The sequence below is a fragment of the Streptomyces sp. TE5632 genome, from assembly GCF_054061295.1.
The window spans coordinates 3,764,489-3,785,152 of sequence record NZ_JBSSEA010000003.1; the positions used below are offsets into that span (position 1 = coordinate 3,764,489).

At 71.6% G+C, this 20,664-nt stretch carries 17 protein-coding genes; 12 read left to right on the top strand and 5 right to left on the bottom strand.

Features of this window, described 5'->3' with window-relative positions:
• The first annotated feature begins 39 nt into the window (after nt 1–39).
• The 3 genes from ACVW19_RS22510 to nudC all read left to right on the top strand — a co-directional run bounded on the left by ACVW19_RS22510 (nt 40) and on the right by nudC (nt 6,155).
• Nucleotides 40–3,630, top strand: a complete 3,591-nt coding sequence (locus ACVW19_RS22510; RefSeq protein WP_457461251.1) for a UvrD-helicase domain-containing protein — start codon at nt 40–42, stop codon at nt 3,628–3,630.
• 10 nt (nt 3,631–3,640) lie between these two features.
• Nucleotides 3,641–5,053 carry a dipeptidase gene (locus ACVW19_RS22515; RefSeq protein WP_457461253.1) on the top strand — a complete coding sequence of 471 codons (1,413 nt, stop codon included), beginning with the start codon at nt 3,641–3,643 and terminating at the stop codon, nt 5,051–5,053.
• A gap of 145 nt (nt 5,054–5,198) precedes the next feature.
• Complete coding sequence (gene nudC / locus ACVW19_RS22520; protein ID WP_457461254.1) at nt 5,199–6,155, top strand: NAD(+) diphosphatase; 957 nt, start codon at nt 5,199–5,201, stop codon at nt 6,153–6,155.
• Between the two features lie 66 nt (nt 6,156–6,221).
• Here the strand turns inward: nudC and ACVW19_RS22525 are convergent, their stop codons facing one another.
• A complete protein-coding gene (locus ACVW19_RS22525) occupies nt 6,222–6,464 on the bottom strand; it encodes a mycoredoxin (protein WP_363039993.1) in 243 nt (80 codons plus the stop codon).
• Nucleotides 6,465–6,723: 259 nt separating this feature from the next.
• Between ACVW19_RS22525 and ACVW19_RS22530 the strand changes: the two genes are divergently transcribed.
• From ACVW19_RS22530 to ACVW19_RS22545, 4 genes are all read left to right on the top strand, one after another.
• Nucleotides 6,724–8,934: an ATP-dependent DNA helicase UvrD2 gene (locus ACVW19_RS22530; RefSeq protein ID WP_457461255.1), complete on the top strand. Its 2,211-nt coding sequence runs from the start codon at nt 6,724–6,726 to the stop codon at nt 8,932–8,934.
• A gap of 165 nt (nt 8,935–9,099) precedes the next feature.
• Nucleotides 9,100–9,417 (top strand): hypothetical protein, encoded by a 318-nt coding sequence (locus ACVW19_RS22535; protein ID WP_457461256.1) that lies wholly within the window; start codon nt 9,100–9,102, stop codon nt 9,415–9,417.
• 171 nt (nt 9,418–9,588) lie between these two features.
• Nucleotides 9,589–9,957, top strand: coding sequence for a WhiB family transcriptional regulator (locus ACVW19_RS22540; RefSeq protein ID WP_055573144.1), 369 nt, complete (start codon nt 9,589–9,591; stop codon nt 9,955–9,957).
• Nucleotides 9,954–10,277, top strand: a complete 324-nt coding sequence (locus ACVW19_RS22545; RefSeq protein ID WP_109376905.1) for a hypothetical protein — start codon at nt 9,954–9,956, stop codon at nt 10,275–10,277. Before ACVW19_RS22540 ends, ACVW19_RS22545 begins: the two co-directional genes overlap by 4 nt.
• Nucleotides 10,278–10,431: 154 nt before the next feature.
• Here ACVW19_RS22545 and ACVW19_RS22550 read toward each other — a convergent pair whose 3' ends face one another.
• Entirely contained in the window at nt 10,432–11,934 is a 1,503-nt protein-coding gene (locus ACVW19_RS22550; protein ID WP_457461258.1) for an ABC1 kinase family protein, read from the bottom strand.
• The gene (locus ACVW19_RS22555; protein ID WP_457461259.1) at nt 11,927–13,153 is read right to left on the bottom strand and encodes a ThiF family adenylyltransferase; all 1,227 of its coding nucleotides are present in this window, start codon (nt 13,151–13,153) and stop codon (nt 11,927–11,929) included. The genes ACVW19_RS22550 and ACVW19_RS22555 overlap by 8 nt, the downstream gene beginning before the upstream one ends.
• A gap of 257 nt (nt 13,154–13,410) precedes the next feature.
• Here ACVW19_RS22555 and ACVW19_RS22560 point away from each other — a divergent pair, with 257 nt between their 5' ends.
• The 4 genes from ACVW19_RS22560 to ACVW19_RS22575 all read left to right on the top strand — a co-directional run bounded on the left by ACVW19_RS22560 (nt 13,411) and on the right by ACVW19_RS22575 (nt 17,318).
• Nucleotides 13,411–14,034: a M48 metallopeptidase family protein gene (locus ACVW19_RS22560; RefSeq protein ID WP_457461261.1), complete on the top strand. Its 624-nt coding sequence runs from the start codon at nt 13,411–13,413 to the stop codon at nt 14,032–14,034.
• A gap of 109 nt (nt 14,035–14,143) precedes the next feature.
• The gene (locus tag ACVW19_RS22565) at nt 14,144–15,853 is read left to right on the top strand and encodes a TerD family protein (RefSeq protein ID WP_457461262.1); all 1,710 of its coding nucleotides are present in this window, start codon (nt 14,144–14,146) and stop codon (nt 15,851–15,853) included.
• Between the two features lie 11 nt (nt 15,854–15,864).
• Nucleotides 15,865–16,545, top strand: a complete 681-nt coding sequence (locus ACVW19_RS22570) for an AIM24 family protein (protein ID WP_109376910.1) — start codon at nt 15,865–15,867, stop codon at nt 16,543–16,545.
• Between the two features lie 17 nt (nt 16,546–16,562).
• Nucleotides 16,563–17,318, top strand: coding sequence for an AIM24 family protein (locus tag ACVW19_RS22575; protein WP_457461264.1), 756 nt, complete (start codon nt 16,563–16,565; stop codon nt 17,316–17,318).
• A gap of 61 nt (nt 17,319–17,379) precedes the next feature.
• Here the strand turns inward: ACVW19_RS22575 and ACVW19_RS22580 are convergent, their stop codons facing one another.
• Nucleotides 17,380–17,907, bottom strand: coding sequence for an NUDIX hydrolase (locus ACVW19_RS22580; protein ID WP_457461266.1), 528 nt, complete (start codon nt 17,905–17,907; stop codon nt 17,380–17,382).
• Nucleotides 17,904–19,340: a zinc-dependent metalloprotease gene (locus tag ACVW19_RS22585; RefSeq protein WP_457461268.1), complete on the bottom strand. Its 1,437-nt coding sequence runs from the start codon at nt 19,338–19,340 to the stop codon at nt 17,904–17,906. The genes ACVW19_RS22580 and ACVW19_RS22585 overlap by 4 nt, the downstream gene beginning before the upstream one ends.
• Before the next feature lie 192 nt (nt 19,341–19,532).
• On the opposite strand from ACVW19_RS22585, the gene ACVW19_RS22590 reads away from it, so the two are divergent.
• The gene (locus ACVW19_RS22590; RefSeq protein ID WP_457461269.1) at nt 19,533–20,648 is read left to right on the top strand and encodes an SDR family oxidoreductase; all 1,116 of its coding nucleotides are present in this window, start codon (nt 19,533–19,535) and stop codon (nt 20,646–20,648) included.
• The last annotated feature ends 16 nt before the right edge of the window (nt 20,649–20,664 follow it).

Below are 20,664 nucleotides of genomic sequence, written 5' to 3' on the forward strand. Positions count from 1 at the left end.
CGGCCCCCGGTGTCAGCGATCGCCGTTAGCCTCTGCGATGTGCCCGCACCTCTCACCGACCCCGATCAGCTCAAGGAACTCCTCGGCATCCCCTTCACCCCGGAGCAGACGGCCTGCATCGTCGCGCCGCCCGCTCCCCAGGTGATCGTGGCCGGAGCCGGCTCGGGCAAGACGACGGTGATGGCGGCGCGCGTGGTGTGGCTGGTCGGCACCGGCCAGGTCGCCCCGGAGCAGGTGCTCGGCCTCACCTTCACCAACAAGGCCGCCGGTGAACTCGCCGAACGCGTCCGCAAGGCGCTGATCAAGGCCGGTGTCACCGATCCCGACCCCCTCGACCCGGACAACCCGCCGGGCGAACCGGTGATCTCCACCTACCACGCCTTCGCGGGCCGTCTCCTGGCCGACCACGGGCTGCGCATCGGCCTCGAACCGACCTCCCGCCTCCTCGCCGACGCGACCCGCTACCAGCTCGCCGCGCGGGTGCTGCGCGAGGCTCCCGGCCCCTACCCGGCACTGACCCGCTCCTTCCCCGACCTGGTCGGCGACCTCCTCACCCTCGACGGCGAACTCTCCGAACACCTCGTACGGCCCGAGGACCTGCGCGGCCACGACACCGAGCTGCTGCGCACCCTGGAGAACACCAGGCTCACCAACGCCGACCTGCGCAAGGTGCCCGAAGCGGCCGCCGCACGGCGCGAACTGGCAGACCTCGTACTGCGCTACCGGACCGCCAAACGCGAACGTGACCTGCTCGACTTCGGCGACCAGATCGCCCTCTCGGCCCGGCTCGCCCGGATCCCCGAAGTGGGCCGCGTCCTGCGCGACGAGTTCCGCGTGGTCCTCCTCGACGAGTACCAGGACACCTCGGTCGCCCAGCGCGTCCTGCTGGCCGGCCTGTTCGGCGGCGGCACCGGCCACCCGGTGACCGCCGTCGGCGACCCCTGCCAGGCGATCTACGGCTGGCGCGGCGCCTCCGTCGCCAACCTCGACGACTTCCCCGAGCACTTCGCCCGGGCCGACGGCAGCCCCGCCACCCGCCAGTCGCTCAGCGAGAACCGCCGCAGCGGCGGCCGCCTGCTGGACCTCGCCAACGGCCTCGCCGATCCCCTGCGGGCCATGCACGCCGGCGTGGAGGCCCTCCGCCCGGCCCCGGGAGCCGAACGCGACGGCACCGTCCGCTGCGCCCTGCTGAGCACCCACGCCGAGGAACTCGACTGGATCGCCGACTCCATCGCCCACCTCGTGCGTACCGGGAAGGCACCCGGCGAGATCGCCGTCCTGTGCCGCACGGCGACCGACTTCGCCGAGATCCAGGGCGCCCTCGTCGCCCGGGACGTACCCGTGGAGGTCGTCGGCCTGTCCGGGCTGCTGCACCTGCCCGAGATCGCCGACCTGGTCGCCGTCTGCGAGGTCCTCCAGGACCCCGGGGCCAACGCCTCCCTGGTCCGCCTGCTGATCGGCCCGCGCTGGCGCATCGGACCCCGCGACCTCGCCCTGCTCGGCCGCCGCGCGCGGCTGCTCGTGTCCCACGCGCGCGTGGACGGCGAGGACGACCCCGACCGCCGCCTCGCCGCCGCCGTCGAAGGGGTCGACCCGGCCGAAGTGATCTCACTCGCCGACGCCCTCGACACGTTTCTGGAGACGTCCCTGGACGGGCCGAGCGACGACGGGCTGCCCTTCTCACCGGACGCGCGCGTGAGGTTCGCCCGGCTGGCCACCGAACTGCGCGACCTGCGCCGCTCCCTGGCCGACCCGCTGATGGACGTACTGCACCGCGTCCTCGCCGTCACCGGCCTGGAGATCGAACTGTCGGCGTCCCCGCACGCCCTCGCCGCCCGCCGCCGCGAGACCCTGTCCAACTTCCTCGACGTCGCCGCCTCCTTCGCCGCCGGGGACGGCGAGGCGACCCTGCTCGCCTTCCTCGGCTTCCTGCGCACCGCCGCCCAGTACGAGAAGGGCCTCGACAACGCGCTGCCGGGCGGCGAGAACACCGTCAAGGTGCTCACCGCCCACAAGTCCAAGGGCCTGGAGTGGGATGTCGTGGCCGTCCCCGGACTGGTCACCGGTACGTTCCCCAGTGGCCAGGGCCGCGAGAAGTGGACCGCACAGGGCAAGGTGCTGCCCCACGGGCTGCGCGGCGACGCCGACACCCTGCCCGATGTCGAGTCCTGGGACTCCAGGGGCCTGAAGGCCTTCCACGACGCCATGAAGGAGCACCAGCACACCGAGGAGCTCCGCCTCGGCTACGTCACCTTCACCCGCCCCCGCTCGCTGCTGCTCGGTTCCGGCCACTGGTGGGGGCCCTCACAGAAGAAACCGCGCGGGCCGTCCGCCTTCCTGCAGGCCCTCCACGACCACTGCGCCGCCGGGCACGGCGAGATCGAGGCCTGGGCGGACGAGCCCGCCGAGGACGAGGAGAACCCCGCTCTGCACCGGGCGACCCAGGACCAGGCGTGGCCCCTCCCGCTGGACGACGACGCCCTCGCCCGCCGCCGTGCCGCCGCCGAGACCGTCCTGGCCCACCTGGAGAGCCTCGCCGGTGACCCGGACGACCGACCCACGGCCGTACACGTTCCCGACACGTACGCCGACCCGGACTGGCCCCCGCCACCGGACGACGAGTACCTCCCGCCCGAGGAGGGCGACCCCTTCGCGGACGACGACTCCGGCGACTGGGACACCTGGACCACCGACCGCCCCACCACCGACGGCCGCCCTGCCACCACCGACGGCCGTCCCACCACCGACGACCATCCCACCACCGACGACCACCCCGCCAACGGCCGTCCCGACGACGGCCGGCCCACCGTCCCGCTCCGGATCCCGCACCAGGCGCCCCCTCCGGAGCCCGCCACGCCTCGGCTCACCCCCGAGGAAGCCCGTACCGTCGCCTCCTGGGACCGCGACCTCGACGCCCTCACGGGCGAACTGCTGCGCGCCCGCGACAGCGTCACCGAGGTTCCGCTGCCCGCGTCGCTGACCACGTCCCAGCTGCTGCGCCTGGCCGCCGATCCGGACGGCTTCGCCCAGGAACTGGCCCGCCCCATGCCCCGCCCGCCGCAGCCCGCCGCGCGCCGCGGCACCCGCTTCCACGCCTGGGTCGAGAGCCGCTTCGAAGAACTGACGCTGCCCATGCTCGAACCCGACGAGCTTCCCGGCAGTGAAGCCGAGATCGCCGACGAACACGACCTCGCGGCCCTCAAGGACGCCTTCGAACGCACCGAGTACGCCCGCCGCACGCCCTACCGCGTGGAGGCCCCCTTCCAGCTGGCGATCGCCGGCCGCGTCGTACGCGGCCGCATCGACGCCGTCTACCGGCAGGGCGACGAAGAAAAGGGCGACGGAGACAAGAGAAGCGGCGCCGGCGACGGGACGACGTACGAGATCGTCGACTGGAAGACCCACCGCAACCGCACCGCCGACCCCCTTCAGCTCGCCGTCTACCGGATCGCCTGGGCCGAGCAGCAAGGCGTCCCCCTGGAGTCGGTCACCGCCGCCTTCCTGTACGTACGCACCGGCGAGGTCGTACGCCCCGGCGCGTTGCCGGACCGCGAAGCGCTGGAGCGGCTGCTGCTGGAGGAACCGTCCGGTGAGATACCGCACTCCGAGGACACCTCCGCGGGCCGATAGGCTCGAGACCATGAGCCAGCCCGTTGACAGTGCCGTCAGCGCCGTCCGTACGTACATCGAGCAGCACCGCGCCGCCTTCCTCGACGACCTCGTCGAGTGGCTGCGCATCCCTTCTGTGTCGGCCCAGCCCGATCACGCACCCGACGTGCGCCGCAGTGCCGACTGGCTCGCCGCCAAACTCACCGAGACCGGCTTCCCGACCGCCGAGGTCTGGCCCACCCCGGGCGCCCCCGCCGTCTACGCCGAATGGCCCTCGGACGACCCCGGGGCCCCCACCGTGCTGGTCTACGGCCATCACGACGTACAGCCCGCCGCCCGCGAGGACGGCTGGCACAGCGAGCCCTTCGAACCCGTCGTACGGGACAACCGCCTCTACGCGCGGGGGGCGGCCGACGACAAGGGCCAGGTGTTCTTCCACACCCTCGGTGTGCGGACCCACCTCGCCACGACCGGCCGCACCACTCCCGCCGTGCACCTGAAACTGCTGATCGAGGGCGAGGAGGAATCCGGCTCACCCCACTTCCGGGCACTCGTCGAGCAGCACGCCGACCGGCTCGCCGCCGACGCGGTGATCGTCTCCGACACCGGCATGTGGTCCGCGGACACCCCCACGGTGTGCACCGGCATGCGCGGCCTCGCCGAGTGCGAGATCCGGCTGCACGGCCCGGACCAGGACATCCACTCCGGTTCCTTCGGCGGCGCGGTGCCCAACCCGGCCACCGCCGTCGCCCGCCTGGTCGCCGCCCTGCACGACGAACACGCGCGGGTGGCGGTCCCCGGCTTCTACGACGGCGTCGTCGAACTCACCGACCGCGAACGCGAGCTCTTCGCCGAGCTCCCCTTCGACGAGCGGGAGTGGCTGCGCACCGCCACATCGCACGGCACCCGCGGCGAGACCGGATACAGCACCCTGGAACGCGTCTGGGCCCGCCCCACCGCCGAGGTCAACGGCATCGGCGGCGGTTACCAGGGCCCCGGCAGCAAGACGATCATCCCGTCCTCGGCGATGGTCAAACTCTCCTTCCGGCTGGTCGCCGGCCAGGACCCCGACCACATCGAGAAAGCCGTCCGCGACTGGACGGCGGGGCAGATCCCCGAGGGCATCCGCTGCGAGATCACCTTCCGCCCCGCCACCCGCCCGTGCCTGACCCCGCTCGACCACCCCGCCCTCGAGTCCGTGGCCCGCGCCATGGGCCGCGCCTTCGGCAAACCCGTCCGCTTCACCCGCGAAGGCGGTTCCGGACCGGCCGCCGACCTCCAGGACGTCCTCGGCGCACCGGTGCTCTTCCTCGGCATCTCCATCCCGTCCGACGGATGGCACGCCCCCAACGAGAAGGTCGAACTGGACCTCCTCCTCAAGGGCGTCGAGACCACCGCACACCTCTGGGGCGACCTCGCCGAGCACTGGCGGCACGTGCCCTGAACGCCCCGGGGCCGCCCGGCCCCGGGGCGCCCGCGACGGGGCACACTGGAAGCACCCCCGTCGCCGGGCGTGCGCCGGACCCGGTCGCCTCCCGCCGTACGTCCCGCCGAACCAACCGCCGACCCAATCCGTTTCACCGGGGGAGTTGGAAGCACCCGTGACCACCAGGACCGACCACATCGCCGACCGCCCCGTCTCGCTCACCGCCCCGAGCGGCATCAACCGCGCCGCCCACCACCGGCTCGACGAAGCATGGCTCGCGGCGGCCTGGAGCCACCCCTCGACGCGCTGCTTCGTGGTGTCCGGCGGCCAGGTCCTCATCGACGAGACGGCGGACGGCAGCACCGAACTCGTCATGACACCCTCCTTCGAGGCGCCGCTCACCGAAGCGCACCGCTACTTCCTCGGCACCGACGAGGACGGCGTCAGCTACTTCGCCCTCCAGAAGGACTCCCTGCCCGGCCGCATGGACGACTCCGCCCGCCCGGCCGGACTGCGCGAGGCGGGCCTGTTCCTGTCACCACGCGACGCGGGCCTGATGGTGCACGCGGTCGCCCTGGAGAACTGGCAGCGCCTGCACCGCTTCTGCTCCCGCTGCGGCGAGCGCACCGTCATCGCCGCGGCCGGCCACATCCGCCGCTGCCCCGCCTGCGGCGCCGAGCACTATCCGCGCACCGACCCCGCCGTGATCATGTCCGTCGTCGACCGGTACGACCGCATCCTGCTCGGCCGCCAGGTCCACTGGCCCGAGGGCCGCTTCTCGACACTCGCCGGATTCGTCGAGCCGGGCGAGGCCATCGAGCAGTCGGTGCGCCGCGAGGTCCACGAGGAGGTGGGCATCAGCGTCGGCGAGGTCGAGTACATCGCCAGCCAGCCCTGGCCGTTCCCCTCCAGCCTCATGCTGGGCTTCGTCGCCCGCGCCACCTCGACCGACATCACCGTCGACGGCGACGAGATCCACGAGGCCCGCTGGTTCTCCCGGGAGGAACTGGGCGCCGCCTTCGAGTCCGGCGAGGTGCTCCCGCCCTACGGCATCTCGATCGCGGCCCGCCTGATCGAGCGCTGGTACGGCAAGCCCCTCCCGACCCGCAGCGCCTTCTGACACACGGAAGCGGGGTGGGCGTCCCCCGACCGGGGACGCCCACCCCGCTTCCGGTGAACCGCTCGCTCAGCCGCCGATCTTCTGCTTCACCTGCGCCAACGACGGGTTGGTGAGCGTCGAGCCGTCCGGGAAGAGCACGGTCGGAACTGTCTGATTTCCGCCGTTCGCCTTCTCCACGAAGGCGGCGGAGTCCGGGTCCTGCTCGATGTTGATCTCGGTGTACGCGATGCCCTCGCGGTCCATCTGGCCCTTCAGGCGGCGGCAGTAACCGCACCACGTGGTGCTGTACATCGTCACAGTGCCCGGCATGTCTCTCGTGCTCCTTCGGCTGCTCGGGGAAGTCCTCGATGTGGAGGAACGTACTTGAAAGCGCAGGCATTCCCCTGCGGCGGGGCCCGTCCCGCGTCCACCCCGGTCCACCCCGCGTCCCCCCGGCCCTCCTGGCCTTCCCGGTGTGACCCTCGTCGTGTCAGCCCCTCGTATCAGCCCGTCGTATCAGTACGACCGCGAGGCGCTGCCTGTGGACAACCCGGCTCATCCGTCTCCGGCGACCTGGCAGCATGGCGGTGTGACAGCAGCAACGCCCTCCCCTCTCTTCCCGCAGGTACCGGACTCGGCCGACGCGGTGCTCGAAGGGCTCGACCCCGAGCAGCGCGAGGTGGCCACCGCCCTGCACGGCCCGGTGTGTGTGCTGGCGGGCGCCGGTACCGGCAAGACCAGGGCGATCACCCACCGGATCGCCTACGGGGTGCGCGCCGGCATCCTCCAGCCCTCCAGCGTGCTCGCCGTCACCTTCACCAACCGCGCCGCCGGGGAGATGCGCGGCCGGCTGCGCCAGCTCGGCGCCGCCGGGGTCCAGGCCCGCACCTTCCACTCGGCGGCGCTCCGCCAGCTCCAGTACTTCTGGCCGAAAGCGGTCGGTGGTTCCCTGCCCCGACTGGTCGACCGGAAGATCCAGCTCGTCGCCGACGCGGCCGCCGCCTGCCGCATCCGCCTCGACCGGGGCGAGCTGCGGGACGTCACCGCCGAGATCGAGTGGTCCAAGGTCACCCAGACCGTCCCCGCCGACTACCCGCCCGCCGCGGCCAAGGCCGCGCGTGAGGCGCCCCGCGACCCCGCCGAGATCGCGCAGCTCTACGCCGCCTACGAGGACCTCAAGCGGGAGCGCGGGGTCATCGACTTCGAGGACGTGCTGCTGCTCACCGTGGCCGTCCTGCAGGACCGGCGGGACATCGCCGAACAGGTCCGCGCCCAGTACCAGCACTTCGTCGTCGACGAGTACCAGGACGTCAGCCCGCTCCAGCAGCGGCTGCTGGAGCTCTGGCTCGGCGACCGGGAGAACCTGTGCGTGGTCGGTGACGCCAGCCAGACGATCTACTCGTTCACGGGCGCAACGCCCGACCACCTGCTCGACTTCCGGACCAGGCATCCCGGCGCCACCGTCGTGAAGCTGGTCCGTGACTACCGTTCCACCCCCCAGGTCGTCCACCTCGCCAACGGTCTGCTCGCCCAGGCGCGTGGTCGTGCCGCCGACCACCGGCTGGAACTGGTCTCCCAGCGTGGTCCGGGACCCGAGCCGGTCTTCACCGAGTACCCCGACGAACCCGCTGAGGCCGAGGGCACCGCGCGCCGGATCCGCGAACTGATCGACGCGGGTGTCCGGGCCAGTGGGATCGCCGTGCTGTTCCGCACGAACTCCCAGTCCGAGACCTACGAGCAGGCTCTTGCGGACGCCTCGGTGCCGTACCAGCTGCGTGGTGCCGAGCGTTTCTTCGATCGCCCGGAGGTGCGCAAGGCGGGCGTCGCCCTGCGTGGGGCGGCTCGTTTCGGCGGTAACGACAGTCTCCTCGACGATGTCGTCGACCTGCCCTCCCAGGTGCGTGCCGTGCTGTCCGGCCAGGGCTGGACGGCCCAGCCGCCGGCGGGCTCGGGTGCGGTGCGGGAGCGCTGGGAGTCGTTGGCCGCTCTGGTGAACCTCGCCCAGGACTTCGCCGCCGCGAGACCGGGTGCGACCCTCGCCGATCTCGTCGCCGAGCTCGACGAGCGGGCCGGTGCCCAGCACGCCCCGACCGTGGAGGGCGTCACGCTCGCCTCGCTGCACTCGGCCAAGGGCCTCGAGTGGGACGTCGTCTTCCTGGTCGGTGTCGCCGAGGGGATGATGCCGATCACCTACGCAAAGACCGACGAGCAGATCGAGGAGGAGCGTCGGCTCCTCTATGTCGGTGTCACCCGGGCGCGCGAGCGTCTCCATGTCTCCTGGGCGCTCTCCCGTTCGCCCGGCGGAAGGGCGAACCGCCGGGCCAGCCGCTTCCTCGACGGGTTGCGTTCCGGCTCGACGGCCGCGGTCGGCCGGGGCGGTGCGGGGGGAGTGGGGGGTGTGGAGCGTGGTGTGTCCGGGGCGGCCGCGTCCCCCTTTGCGGCGTCGGGCCCCCGACGCGGGCAGCGCAGCCCTGCCCGATGCCGGGTCTGCGGCCGCACCCTGACGGACGCGGGCGAGATGAAGCTGATGCGCTGTGAGGACTGCCCCTCGGACATGGACGAGGGCCTCTACGAGCGGCTGCACGACTGGCGCGGCGAGCAGGCGCGGCGCAGCGGGCAGCCTGCCTTCTGCGTCTTCACGGACAAGACGCTGATGGCCATCGCCGAGGCGGTCCCCGAGGACGCGGCGGGGCTCGCCCGCATCCCCGGGGTGGGGATGCGCAAGCTGGGGCGCTACGGAGCCGACGTACTGGCCATATGCGCAGGCGGGGACGGGGCGCATGGCAAGGATCAGGACTGATTCCAACTCGTCGGGAAAATAGTTTGCGCATGCCCCGGGAAGCCCCATAGGTTCTTAGGCACGGGAACGGCGGCCTTCTCACAGGCCCCGGGTCCGTGTTGTACTTGCATATTCGCCGGACCGGTCGACCCCGGTCCCCTGATACGCCGAGAGGAGGCGAGTCCTGTGATCAGCATCAACACCAGCTCCGTCGTCAAAACGACCGATCGCTCGGCCGTCTCCCTGTGCATGCTCGGCGCCTCGCATCAGGGCACTGGTCTGTCCGGCATCCCTGCCGCACGTCCGGCGTCCTTCGTTGCTCCCGCGGGCCTTGCCCTCCGTGAGCGCGATGAGCGACCGATCAAGGCACTGGAAGCGGTAGAGGCACAGGCGCAGACCTATGCCTTTGCGGTGGCCGGTGCCGGATTCCGGAAGCAGACGACGACGCAGCACCACCTGATGTGGGCCTTCCGTGGGCCAGAACCCTGGAGTCATCCAGCCTGATTCGATCAGGCCGGCGCCTTCAGGGCCGCGGAACCCCATCCGGGATCCGCGGCCCTTCTGTTTGTCCCCGAACGGGGACGACGGACCGAAGCGCCTCGGGACAAGACAAGAACCCGGTACCAGCCGCCACCCGGCCCACCGGCCGGAACGAACAGACGAGGAAGACGAACCGTGCAACTCGAAGCGCACGCCCCGTCCGTACCGCCTTCCGACACGATTCCCAAGCCTGGCTCCACGGAGGACCCGACCTTGACTCCGCTCACCGCGCTCACCGCGCTCGACGACGCCATCGAGAACCTCGGCGTACCCGTCCCGTGCCGTTCCTACGACCCGGAGGTCTTCTTCGCCGAGTCGCCGGCGGACGTGGAGTACGCCAAGTCCCTCTGCCGTACCTGCCCGCTGATGGAGGCATGCCTCGCCGGTGCCAAGGAGCGGCGTGAGCCGTGGGGCGTCTGGGGCGGGGAGCTGTTCGTCCAGGGTGTCGTCGTCGCCCGGAAGCGGCCGCGCGGCCGTCCGCGCAAGAACCCGGTCACGGCATGAACACCCCAGGAACGATCGACCATCCCCTCACGCACGACCCGCAGAAGCAGGCCCCGATGATGCCGACCGCCGACGAGCCCGCAGGCTCCGCGACCGAAGACTTCACCACCAGTGGCGCGAACGACTCGCGCCAGAACAGGACCCGTGAGATGCAACTCATCCCAGAAGCCCTGGCCCGTGCGCATATGCACGAGCGACTGCACGAGGCCGAGCGGGAGCGCCAGGCTGTACGCCTGGTGACCGCTCGTCGGATGCAGCGCCGCGCCGAGCGTGCCTCCCGGCGCGCCCGCCGCGCGCTCGCCATGGCCGTCATGCAGTAGCCGTGCAGTAGCGATTCTGCTGATCAGCCGGTTCCTCCGATCCGGCTGACCCGGCGGTCCCTCTCCACCGCGGGGGCCGGTCCGTGCCGAACGGACCGGCCCCCGCGGTGCGTTGCACCGAGTGGGCCGCGACGGCGGGCGCGGCCCACGCGTCTCACGCCTGAGCCGCCGACTTCTCCTCCGCCGAGGCCCCCGCGCCTTCCGCTTCTGCCGCGTTCGCTGCGTTTTCTGTGCTCTCCGCGTTTTCTGTGCTCTCCGCGTTTTCTGTGCTCTCCGCGTTCTCTGCGTTCTCCGCGTCCAGTTCCAGTTCCTCCAGCTCCGGTTCCTCCGGGAGGAATCCCGGCAGCCACTCCTGCAGTTCATCGCGGAGCCGTACCGTCCCGCCCAACTGGCACAGCACACCGATCGTGCTCAGGGTCACCCGGTGTATCAGCAGATACGCCGGAGGGAGGTTGAGCTGCTTGGCCAGTTGGTAGGCCGGGGAGCGGGGATCGCCGATGCGTGCGGCCTGGCCGCGCATCCAGCCGCGGGTGAAGGTGAACGCCTCGACCCGCGCCGGTTCGATGATCGGCAGGAGGTACTCGAGGACCGCGTCGGGATCCAGCTCGATGGTCTCCCTGACGAAACCCTCCGCGCACAGCATCCGGTAGACGGCCTCCGCCTCGCCGTCCAGTGTCATCCGCAGGGCCTCGCCGATGGGGTGGGGCAACCCGCCCGGGAGACGGTCGACCGTGCCGAAGTCCAGTACGCCGAGACGCCAGTCGTCCTCGCCGTCCGGACCGCCGGGCAGCAGGCGGAAGTTGCCCGGATGCGGATCGGCGTGCAGCAGCCCGGTGCGGGCCGGACCGGAGAACAGGAAGCGGGCCAGGAGCTGACCGGCCCGGTCGCGCTGCTCTTCCGTGCCGTCCGAAATGATCTCCGACAGTGGGACGCCGTCCATCCACTCGGTGACCAGCACCTGCTCGCCCTGGTGGACCACTGCCGGTACGACGACGTCGGGGTCGTCCGCGAACTCCTCGGCGTGGGCCTGCTGGGACCGGGCCTCCAGGGCGTAGTCCAGCTCCTCCGAGACCCGGTCCTTCAGCTCCGTGATCAGCGGCTTGACGTCCATGCCGGGGATGAGCGGGCCGAGCAGTCGGGCGAACCGGCTCAGCTGGTTCAGGTCGGACAGCAGGGCCTCGCCGGCGCCCGGGTACTGGACCTTGACCGCCACCTCGCGACCGTCGTGCCACACTCCCCGGTGTACCTGGCCGATCGAGGCCGCGGCAGCCGGCTTGTCCTCGAACTCGAGGAACAGGTCGTGCCAGTCCTCGCCGAGCCGTTCCTCCAGCACCGCGTGCACGGTGCGGGTCGGCATGGGCGGAGCCGCCTCCTGAAGCTTCGTCAGCGCCGCGCGGTAGGGCCCGGCGATGTCCTCCGGCAGGGCCGACTCGAAGACCGACAGGGCCTGGCCGAACTTCATCGCGCCGCCCTTGAGTTCGCCGAGCACCTTGAACAGCTGTTCCGCGGTGCGCTGCTGCAGCTCCCGGCCGACGATCTCCGCGGACTCGCCCACGATCCGCTTGCCGAGCCCCCAGGTCGCCCGCCCGGCGAAGCCGAGCGGGAGCGCGGCCAGCTTGGCGGTCCGGGTGACCGCCTTCCGGGGAAGATCAGACATGCGCCCTCCAAGTCCCTGCCGGCCGCTCCGCGTCCGCCATACGGCACAACTCCTTCGACGGCCCTTGCGAGGCCATTGTCTCGTGCGCCCGGCCGTACTCGGAGGTGTGTTCCGACACGCCTTTCACCGCGTCCCCCTCCGCCGCTCCGCACGGGCACCCGGGACGCGCCCGGACAGGCCGCGCATGCCAGTGCAGACCTGGGAGGGACGCCTCCCAACGGGTGCGGGCACTGGACGGAACATGGCCGTCCAGGTGAGCCAACGCGTGGGCGCCGGCCAGTCCGGCCACGGTCGCGGCCAGAGCCATGTCGCAGGCTCCCACCTGGCGCTGCCGCCCGGAGCGCCACTGGGCGACCATGCGGGGCCAGGCCGGGTCCCGGTCGGCCCTGTCCCCCTGGAGGCAACCCGCGCAGGCCGTCTCACCGGGCAGGACGAGCGGTCCGACGACACCGGTTCCCTCCGCCACGCCCGCATAGAGGTGGGGTGTTCCGGAGGCCACCAGGGGCTCGGCCCCCGACGGGTCGGGTGCGTGCACGGCGACATCGTCCCGGGGAGCGAGGATCACCAGGGAGAACCCGGGATCGCCCCCCTCGGACGGCGACCGGGCGGTACGGCGCCGCGGTCGGTCCGGTGCGGCGCGGCGTACGGCGCGGCGGGCCGCCTCGTCCCTGCGGTCGCCGACGGCTTCGGCGGGCAGGCCGCCCGGTGCGACGTCCCAGGGCTCGACCCGCCCGATGTCGCGCACGTCGACCTCGCCCACGCCGGCTCCCGACAGCAGCGCCGCCAGCATCGCGCCCACCCGGCCCGCGCCTCTCACCTGCACCCGCGCGCCGCGGCGCGCGGCGAGTCGCCCGAGAGCGTCGCCCGGTGCGGAGGTGGTCAGGGTCAGCGAGGCCAGATCGGGGCGCAGCCGGTCGAGGACCTCCCGCTTCTCGCGCAGGGCGTCGGCGGCCGGGCCGCCGCCCCGGGAGTCGTCCAGGAGCCCGGCCCGCGACAGTCTGGTCACGAGCCGGTCGACATGGCCGTCGGGCAGGTCCATGCGCCGGCCTTCCTCACGCAGGTGATCGAGCCCGCGGGTGCCGTTGAGCAGGTCGAGGAAGCTGCCCGTCGCCGTGTCCACCGGCCCCAGGGTCAACGCGTGCGCGGGGGTCATCCCGAACTGCACGGTGTTGAGGTCGCGCCATCCGCGCCGGAGCGCGGGTTTCACCATCGGATGCATGCCAGGTCCCCCGTATGCCCTTGATCGCTGCCGTAGTGCCGTAGTGCCGTAGTCCCGTAGTGCTGCTGGAGCTCAGTACCGTCGCCCCGCTCATGGGGCGGTCGACGAGTGCCAGCATGCACCGGTTTGAAGAAGTGTGCGGAAAGTTGTCCACAGAAGAGGAGACTGATCCTATAAATCCTGCGCATGGTGGGGGGATCGACATAGAAGCGTCCCGGAGCCGGGACTTCCCCGTGGGCAGCGGGTAACGTCGGGGCGTGCCCGCCGACCCACCGCACCGCGCCGCCCCACCACAGCGCAGCACGACGAGCCAGTCGACGAACGGCTCACGGGCGAGCGCGATCGAGGTCCGCCGGAGTTCCCGCCGACGCAGAACGGTGTCCGCGTACCGCGAGGGCGATCGCACCGTCGTGCTCATTCCTGCCCGGATGTCCGAGGCGGAGGAGCAACGCTGGGTGAACGTCATGCTCGACAAGCTGGCCGCCCAGGAGAGCAGGCGGGCACTCGGGCACACCGAACTGGCCGAGCGGGCCGAGCGGCTGTCGGCCCAGTACTTCGACGGGCGGGCCCTGCCCCGCTCCGTGCGGTGGGTGACCAACCAGAACACGCGCTGGGGCTCGTGCACGCCGTCAGAGGGCAGCATCCGCCTGTCGCACCGGCTGCAGGGCATGCCCGAGTACGTCGTCGACTACGTCCTCTGCCACGAGCTCGCGCATCTGCTGGTGCCCGGTCATGGGCCCCGTTTCTGGCGTCTGCTGGAGGCGTATCCGAAGACGGAACGGGCCCGGGGCTACCTCGAAGGCGTGGTCGCGGCCGAGCGGCTGCCGCACCCGCCCGGTACCCGCGACGAGGGAACGCCGTCCGAGGTGAGCACGTCGTAGGGGCACGCGCGTGTTGTGTACCGGGTCTGTACCGACTTCGTCGGTTGTCCGGGTTTGCCGTTAGCCTGACGCGACGCACTCACATTCGGGATGGGGGACGGTCGTACGCATGGCCAGGGAATTCCAACGCGGCCACAAGGCCAGGATCAGTGACCTCACCGCTGGCACGGATCTGTACGTAGGCGTGCAGATCTCCGGCCCCGGGCTCACCTTCGACATCAGCTGCTTCGGTCTCGACGCCGACGAACGGCTCTCGGACGACCGGTACTTCGTCTTCTTCAACCAGCCGAAGTCCCCCGAGGAGTCCCTCCAGCTCCTGGGTGCGCAGGCGGGCGACACGGAATCCTTCCGGGTGACGCTGGACCGGATCCCGCAGCAGATCAAGAAGCTGTCCTTCACGGCGACGCTCGACGGCGCCGGGCAGATGTCCCAGATCGGTCCCGGATACATCCGCATCGTCGCGGGCGGCGAGGAAGTGGCCCGCTACCCCTTCGACGGTTCTGAGTTCTCCACCGAGCGGGCGGTGATGCTGGGTGACTTCTACTTCAAGGACGTGTGGCGGTTCGCCGCCGTCGGTCAGGGCTTCGACGGCGGGCTCGAAGCGCTGCTGAAGAACTTCGGCGGTGAGGTGGCGGAGGAGGAGCCCGCCGCCCCGCAGCAGCCGCAGGCGGGCGGCGCCGCCCCCGGCTTCGCACCGCCCGCGTTCGCCGTCCCCGGCACCCCCGCGCCCGCTGCCGCCCCCGCGCCGGCCCCTCAGCCCGTGGCACAGGGCTTCGCCCCTCCCCCCGGCGCCACCCCGCCCCCACCCCCGGCTCCGGCGCCGTCGGTGCACGCCGCGCAGACGATCGTCGCGCCCCTGAACACTCCGCCCGGCGGCTCCCCGGTGCCGCCTCCGGCCCCGGCGCCCGCGTCCTTTGGCCGGCCCGGCCAGCAGCCACCGCCCCCCGGCCCGCCCGCTCCGAGCGCCCCGCCGCCCCCCGGCTACGGAGCGCAGCCGCAGGCACCGCAGGCTCCCGCCCCGCCGCCCGGTTACGGCCAGCCGACACCCCCACCCGGCTACGGCCAGCAGCCGCCGCCCGGACAGATGCCAGGTCAGATGCCCGGCCAGCAAGCGCCCTACGGGACACCACAGGGTGCTCCCCAGGGCGCACCGCAGACCCCGGGTGTGCTCGGCGCGCTCCAGATGTTCAAGGAGACGCCCACCGGGCAGCGCTGGACCCAGCAGAACAAGAAGCTCGTCCGTGTCGACCTCGGCATCGGCGGTCAGCCCGTGCTGGCCCGGCAGGGCAGCATGGTGCTCTACCAGGGCAAGGTCGACTTCAGCTACAAGGGCGCCGGCTTCACCGGCCGCATCGTGGGCAACGCCACCGGCCAGGAGATGCAGCTGATGCGCTGCACCGGCCAGGGCCAGGTGTTCTTCGCCGAGGACGCCACGATGCTGCACCCGATCGAGCTCCAGGGCGACGCCGTGTGCGTCTCCGCCGAGAACGTCCTCGCCTTCGACGAAGGCCTCCAGTACGAGGTCCGCCGCATCGAGGGGCACGGCATTCCCGGTGGCGCGCTGTTCACGATGCAGTTCCAGGGGACCGGCACCATCGTCGTGAAGACGCACGGTGTGCCCGTGGTGCTGCCGGTGACGCCCACCACGTTCGCCGACTGCAACGCCGTGGTCGCCTGGTCGGCCGCCTCCCAGGTGATCGTCTCCAGCCAGGTGCGAATGCGCCGCAACTCCTACCCCGGCGACACCGGGGAGAGCGTCAACCTCCAGTTCCGGGGAGCGCCCGGCAACTTCATCGTCGTCCAGCCGTACGAGATCTGAGGGAGCCCGTCATGAACCAGCCACTCGCGGGCTACGCCCCCGCCCCCGTCACCGCGCGCATGGAGAACCACGGCAACCACATGCTGAAGGTCGCCATGCAGACCGGGAACGACCTCTTCGCGCGCGTGGGGTCCATGGTCGCCTACGAGGGGTTCGTCCAGTACGAGCCCAACCCGTCGGCCGTGCGCCAGATCGCGCGGGACTGGATGACCGGGGAGGGCGCGCCGCTGATGAAGTGCTCCGGCGACGGCCTGCTCTACCTCGCCGACTACGGTGCGAACGTCGTCGTGATCAACCTCAACGGCGACGGCATCTCCGTCAACGCCACCAACCTGCTCGCCTTCGACGCCCACCTGTCGTGGGGTGTGGAGCGGGTGAAGGGCCTGGCGAAGTTCGCCGGGCAGGGCCTGTGGAACACCAGGATCTCCGGGCAGGGCTGGGTCGCGCTGACCTCCCGGGGCAAGCCGATCGTCGTCGACTGCGGCGGTGGCGAGGACGAGACGTACGTCGACCCGGACGCCCTGGTCGCCTGGTCCCCGAACCTCAAGGTGAAGGGCAAGCGCAGCTTCCGGGCGCAGTCGCTGATCGGCCGCGGCAGCGGCGAGGCCTACCAGATGGCGTTCTCCGGTCAGGGCATCGTCGTCGTCCAGCCCAGTGAGGACAGCACCGACCGTCTCCGGGTCCGGGGCTGAGGGGGAGCAACCACACCATGCAGAGCCCGCTTTTCGCCCACAACGACCAGCAGACCCAGGAACGCTGGAGCCTGCAGAACAAGCAGATGCTCCGGGTCGCCCTGGAGGGTCACGACGACATCCTCGCCCGCAAGGGCAGCATGATCGCCTATCAGGGACTCGTCGAGTTCGACGCCGAGTACCAGAGCCGCGGTCAGTCACGCAGCCGTGCGCGCACCGGTGAGGGACTGGACCTGATGCGCTGCCACGGGCAGGGCACGGTCTACCTCGCCAACCTCGCCCAGCACATCCACGTCATGGACGTGGACCATGAGGGGCTGACCGTCGACAGCAGCTATGTGCTCGCGTTGGACTCCTCGCTGCACCACGAGGTCATCGCCGTCGACAGCCTGTACGGCATCTCCGGCTCCGGGAAGTACCAGCTCAACATCACCGGTCAGGGCAAGGTCGCGCTGATGACCTCCGGCATGCCGCTGCTGATGCAGGTGACGCCGGACAAGTACGTCAACTGCGACGCCGACGCGATCGTCGCCTGGTCCACGGGGCTGCGCGTGCAGTTGCAGGCCCAGACCCACTCCTCCGGGGTGTGGCGGCGCCGCGGCAGCACCGGTGAGGGCTGGGAGCTCAGCTTCATGGGCAGCGGCTTCGCACTCGTCCAGCCCAGCGAGCTGCTGCCGCCGCAGAACGCCCAGATCGGCTCCGGTCTCGCCGCACAGTACGGCATGGGCCAGCAGGGTGCCCGTGGACAGAACCAGGGCAACGTCTGGAGCTGAGCCGTCGGCCAGGACAGAGGTGAGGGGCGGCCGCCACGGGCGGTCGCCCCTCACGCGTGCGTCAGACGCCCAGTCTCGTCCGGGTCGCTTCCAGCAGGCGGACGACCGACGCATCGGCCACGTCCGCCACCTCGTCATACGGAAACCAGCGCAGGTCGAGCGACTCGTCGCTGATGGCGTGCGCGGCGTGAGGGGGCGCCACGGCCGCGTACTGGACGTCGAAGTGCCAGTGGCAGGGCGGCGGGATCGCATGCCGGTCCAGACGTACCGGACCGCCCTTCAGAAGCGTCAGCCCCGCGATGCCCGACTCCTCGGTGGCCTCCCGCAGAGCCGCAGCCGCGAGCGAAGCGTCACCCGGCTCACAGTGACCGCCCATCTGCAGCCACATCCGCAGCTTCCGGTGCAGGGTCAGCAGCACCCGGCCGCGCCCTGGATCGACGACCAGGGCGCTCGCGGTGATGTGGCCGGTGTCGCAGGCCTTCCACATGCCGTCCTGGTGCGCGGCGAGGTGGTCGAGGTAGGCCTGGCGGAGTTCCGGCTGGTTCTCGTACCCCTTGAGCACGAGAACCGTGTCGTCGTACAGGCTCACTCGGTGCCGTCGCCCTTACCCTCGTCGGTGCCCTCGTCCTTCTTCCTGAGGTCGGGCTTGCCGGCCGCCTCGCCGAGCATCTTGTCCAGCTCGGAGAAATCGATCTGCTCGCGGTGCACAAAACCGTCCGGATCGTCCAGATCGGTGGCCGTCGGCAGCATGTCCGGGTGGGCCCACAGGGCGTCCCGGCCGTCGACCCCGCGCGCGTCGGTGAGTGAGGCCCACAGACGCGAGGCGTCGCGCAGCCGGCGCGGACGCAGCTCCAGACCGATCAGCGTGGCGAACGTCTGCTCCGCGGGGCCGCCCGAGGCACGACGGCGGCGCAACGTCTCGCGCAGCGCGTCCGCGGACGACAGCCGGGGCTTCGCCGCCGCGTGCACCACGGCGTCCACCCAGCCCTCGACCAGGGCCAGCGCCGTCTCGAGACGGGCCAGGGCGGCCTTCTGCTGAGGGGTGTCCTCCGGCTGGAACATGCCCTGCTGGAGAGCCTCCTGCAGCTGCTCCGGGTTCTGCGGGTCGAACTGGCCGACGACGTCCTCCAGCTTGGCGGTGTCGACCTTGATGCCGTGCGCGTAGCCGTCGACCGCGCCGAACAGGTGCGAGCGCAGCCACGGCACGTGAGCGAACAGGCGCTGGTGGGCGGCCTCGCGCAGGGCGAGATACAGCCGCACCTCCTCCTGCGGGATGCCCAGGTCCTTGCCGAACGCCGCGATGTTCACCGGCAGCAGCGCGGCCTTGCCTGCCGGGCCGAGCGGCAGGCCGATGTCGGAGGAGCCGACGACCTCACCGGCCAGCACACCGACGGCCTGCCCGATCTGCGTGCCGAACATGGCGCCGCCCATCGAGCGCATCATGCCGATCAGCGGGCCCGCCATGGCCTGCATCTCCTCCGGCAGCACGTCGCCCATGGCGGCCCCGACGCGCTCGGCGACCGGGTCGACGAGCTCCCGCCACGCCGGCAGGGTCGCCTCGACCCACTCCGCGCGGCTCCACGCCACCGAGGAGGCCGCACCGGACGGCAGCGAGGTGGCGTCGTCCAGCCACAGGTCGGCCAGACGGACGGCATCGTCGACGGCCCTGCGCTCGGCGGGGCCGACGCTGGCGTCCTTCGTGCCGTCCGAGGTGCCCTGGGAGACCGTCTGGCGGGCGATCTGCTTGGCCATGTCCCAGTTCACCGGACCGCCCTCGTAGGAGAGCATCTGTCCGAGCTGCTGGAACGCGGCGCCCAGGTCGTTGGGGTTCAGGGAACCGAACATCGCGGCGAACGGATTGTCGGCGCCGGGGCCGCCGAAGCCGCCGGCCCCGGACATGCCGAAACCGAACGGGTTGGCCGGGTCCTGACCACCACCGCTCTGCGGGTCCTTCTTCTTGCCCTCGTCGCCGTCGTCCGGCTCCTCCGGCGGAAGGCCGAATCCGAATGGGGTGTCACTCACGGGATTCCTCGGCTGATAGGGCCACCGGTTCTTTCCGGCGGCACGGTTGCCCGACAACACCACCCAGCGTAGACACCTGAAGCGGTTAGGGCCTCGATGCTTCGCCGACAGAAAGCCTGCGGCAGGATGGATGCCACCTGGTACACATGCTTCGCATGCGCTCGTACTGAAGACAACCGCTGGAGACGCCCGGTGAGTTCCCCAGATCCGCAGGTTCGCGCAGCGCGAAACCAGTCGACCCGCCCGTCGTCCCCGCGCGGGCCCGTCGTCGCGGTCACCGGCGCCGCGGCCGGTGTCGGCGCGCTGCTCACCGAGCGGCTCGCCGCCTCGGAGGAGATCAAGCAGGTCATCGCCATCGACGAGCGCCGCGGCGAGTGCGCCGAGGCGCACTGGCACATCCTGGACGTACGGGATCCCGCCATCGCGGACAAGCTGCGCGGGGCCGATGTCGTGGTCCATCTGGCACTCGACCTCGACCTGGAGACCGACGCCGCAGCCCGAACGGCCTACAACGTCCGGGGGACGCAGACCGTGCTGACGGCCGCCGCGGCGGCCGGGGTGCGCCGGGTGGTGCTGTGCACCTCCACGATGGTCTACGGGGCGCTCCCGGACAACGAGCTGCCGCTGTCCGAGGACGCGGAACTGCGGGCCACGGCCGAGGCCACCGGCGTGGGCGATCTCCTGGAGATCGAGAGGCTCGCGCGCAGGGCGCCCCGCGCGCACCCCGGGCTCAACGTCACGGTGGTCCGGCCCGCTGTGCTGGTGGGAGGCACCGACACCGCGCTGACCAGGTACTTCGAGTCTCCGCGACTGCTCGTGGTGGCCGGCTCGCGGCCCGCGTGGCAGTTCTGCCACGTCGATGATCTGTGCAGCGCCCTGGAGTACGCGGTCCGGGAAGAGGTCGAGGGCGAGCTGGCCGTCGGGTGCGACGGATGGCTGGAGCAGGAGGAGGTCGAGGAGCTCAGCGGCATCCGGCGGATGGAGCTGCCGTCGGCGGTCGCGCTGGGCGCGGCGGCACGGCTGCACCGGATCGGGCTGACCCCGTCCCCGGCCGGGGACCTGGCGTACACGATGCACCCCTGGGTGGTCAGCGGGAGCCGGCTGCACGACGCGGGGTGGCGGCCCGCCCACACCAACGAGGAGGTGCTCGCCGAGTTGCTCGAGGAGGTCTCCGGTCGGCACACGGTCGCCGGGCGGCGGCTCGGCCGCAAGGACGCGACGGCGGCGGGCGCCGCGGGAGCGACGGTGGCTCTGCTGGGCGCGGCCGCGGTGGTGCGGCGGGCACGGAAGACCCGCCGACGGATCTGACGGATCTGAGAACGGG

What these genes read in the sequence shown, in the direction of transcription:
- ACVW19_RS22515 (WP_457461253.1), top strand. Translation starts at nt 3,641, where the DNA reads ATGAGCCAGCCCGTTGACAGTGCCGTCAGCGCCGTCCGTACGTACATC.
- ACVW19_RS22525 (WP_363039993.1), bottom strand. Translation starts at nt 6,464, where the DNA reads ATGCCGGGCACTGTGACGATGTACAGCACCACGTGGTGCGGTTACTGC.
- ACVW19_RS22545 (WP_109376905.1), top strand. Translation starts at nt 9,954, where the DNA reads ATGAACACCCCAGGAACGATCGACCATCCCCTCACGCACGACCCGCAG.
- ACVW19_RS22550 (WP_457461258.1), bottom strand. Translation starts at nt 11,934, where the DNA reads ATGTCTGATCTTCCCCGGAAGGCGGTCACCCGGACCGCCAAGCTGGCC.
- ACVW19_RS22555 (WP_457461259.1), bottom strand. Translation starts at nt 13,153, where the DNA reads ATGCATCCGATGGTGAAACCCGCGCTCCGGCGCGGATGGCGCGACCTC.
- ACVW19_RS22565 (WP_457461262.1), top strand. Translation starts at nt 14,144, where the DNA reads ATGGCCAGGGAATTCCAACGCGGCCACAAGGCCAGGATCAGTGACCTC.
- ACVW19_RS22570 (WP_109376910.1), top strand. Translation starts at nt 15,865, where the DNA reads ATGAACCAGCCACTCGCGGGCTACGCCCCCGCCCCCGTCACCGCGCGC.
- ACVW19_RS22575 (WP_457461264.1), top strand. Translation starts at nt 16,563, where the DNA reads ATGCAGAGCCCGCTTTTCGCCCACAACGACCAGCAGACCCAGGAACGC.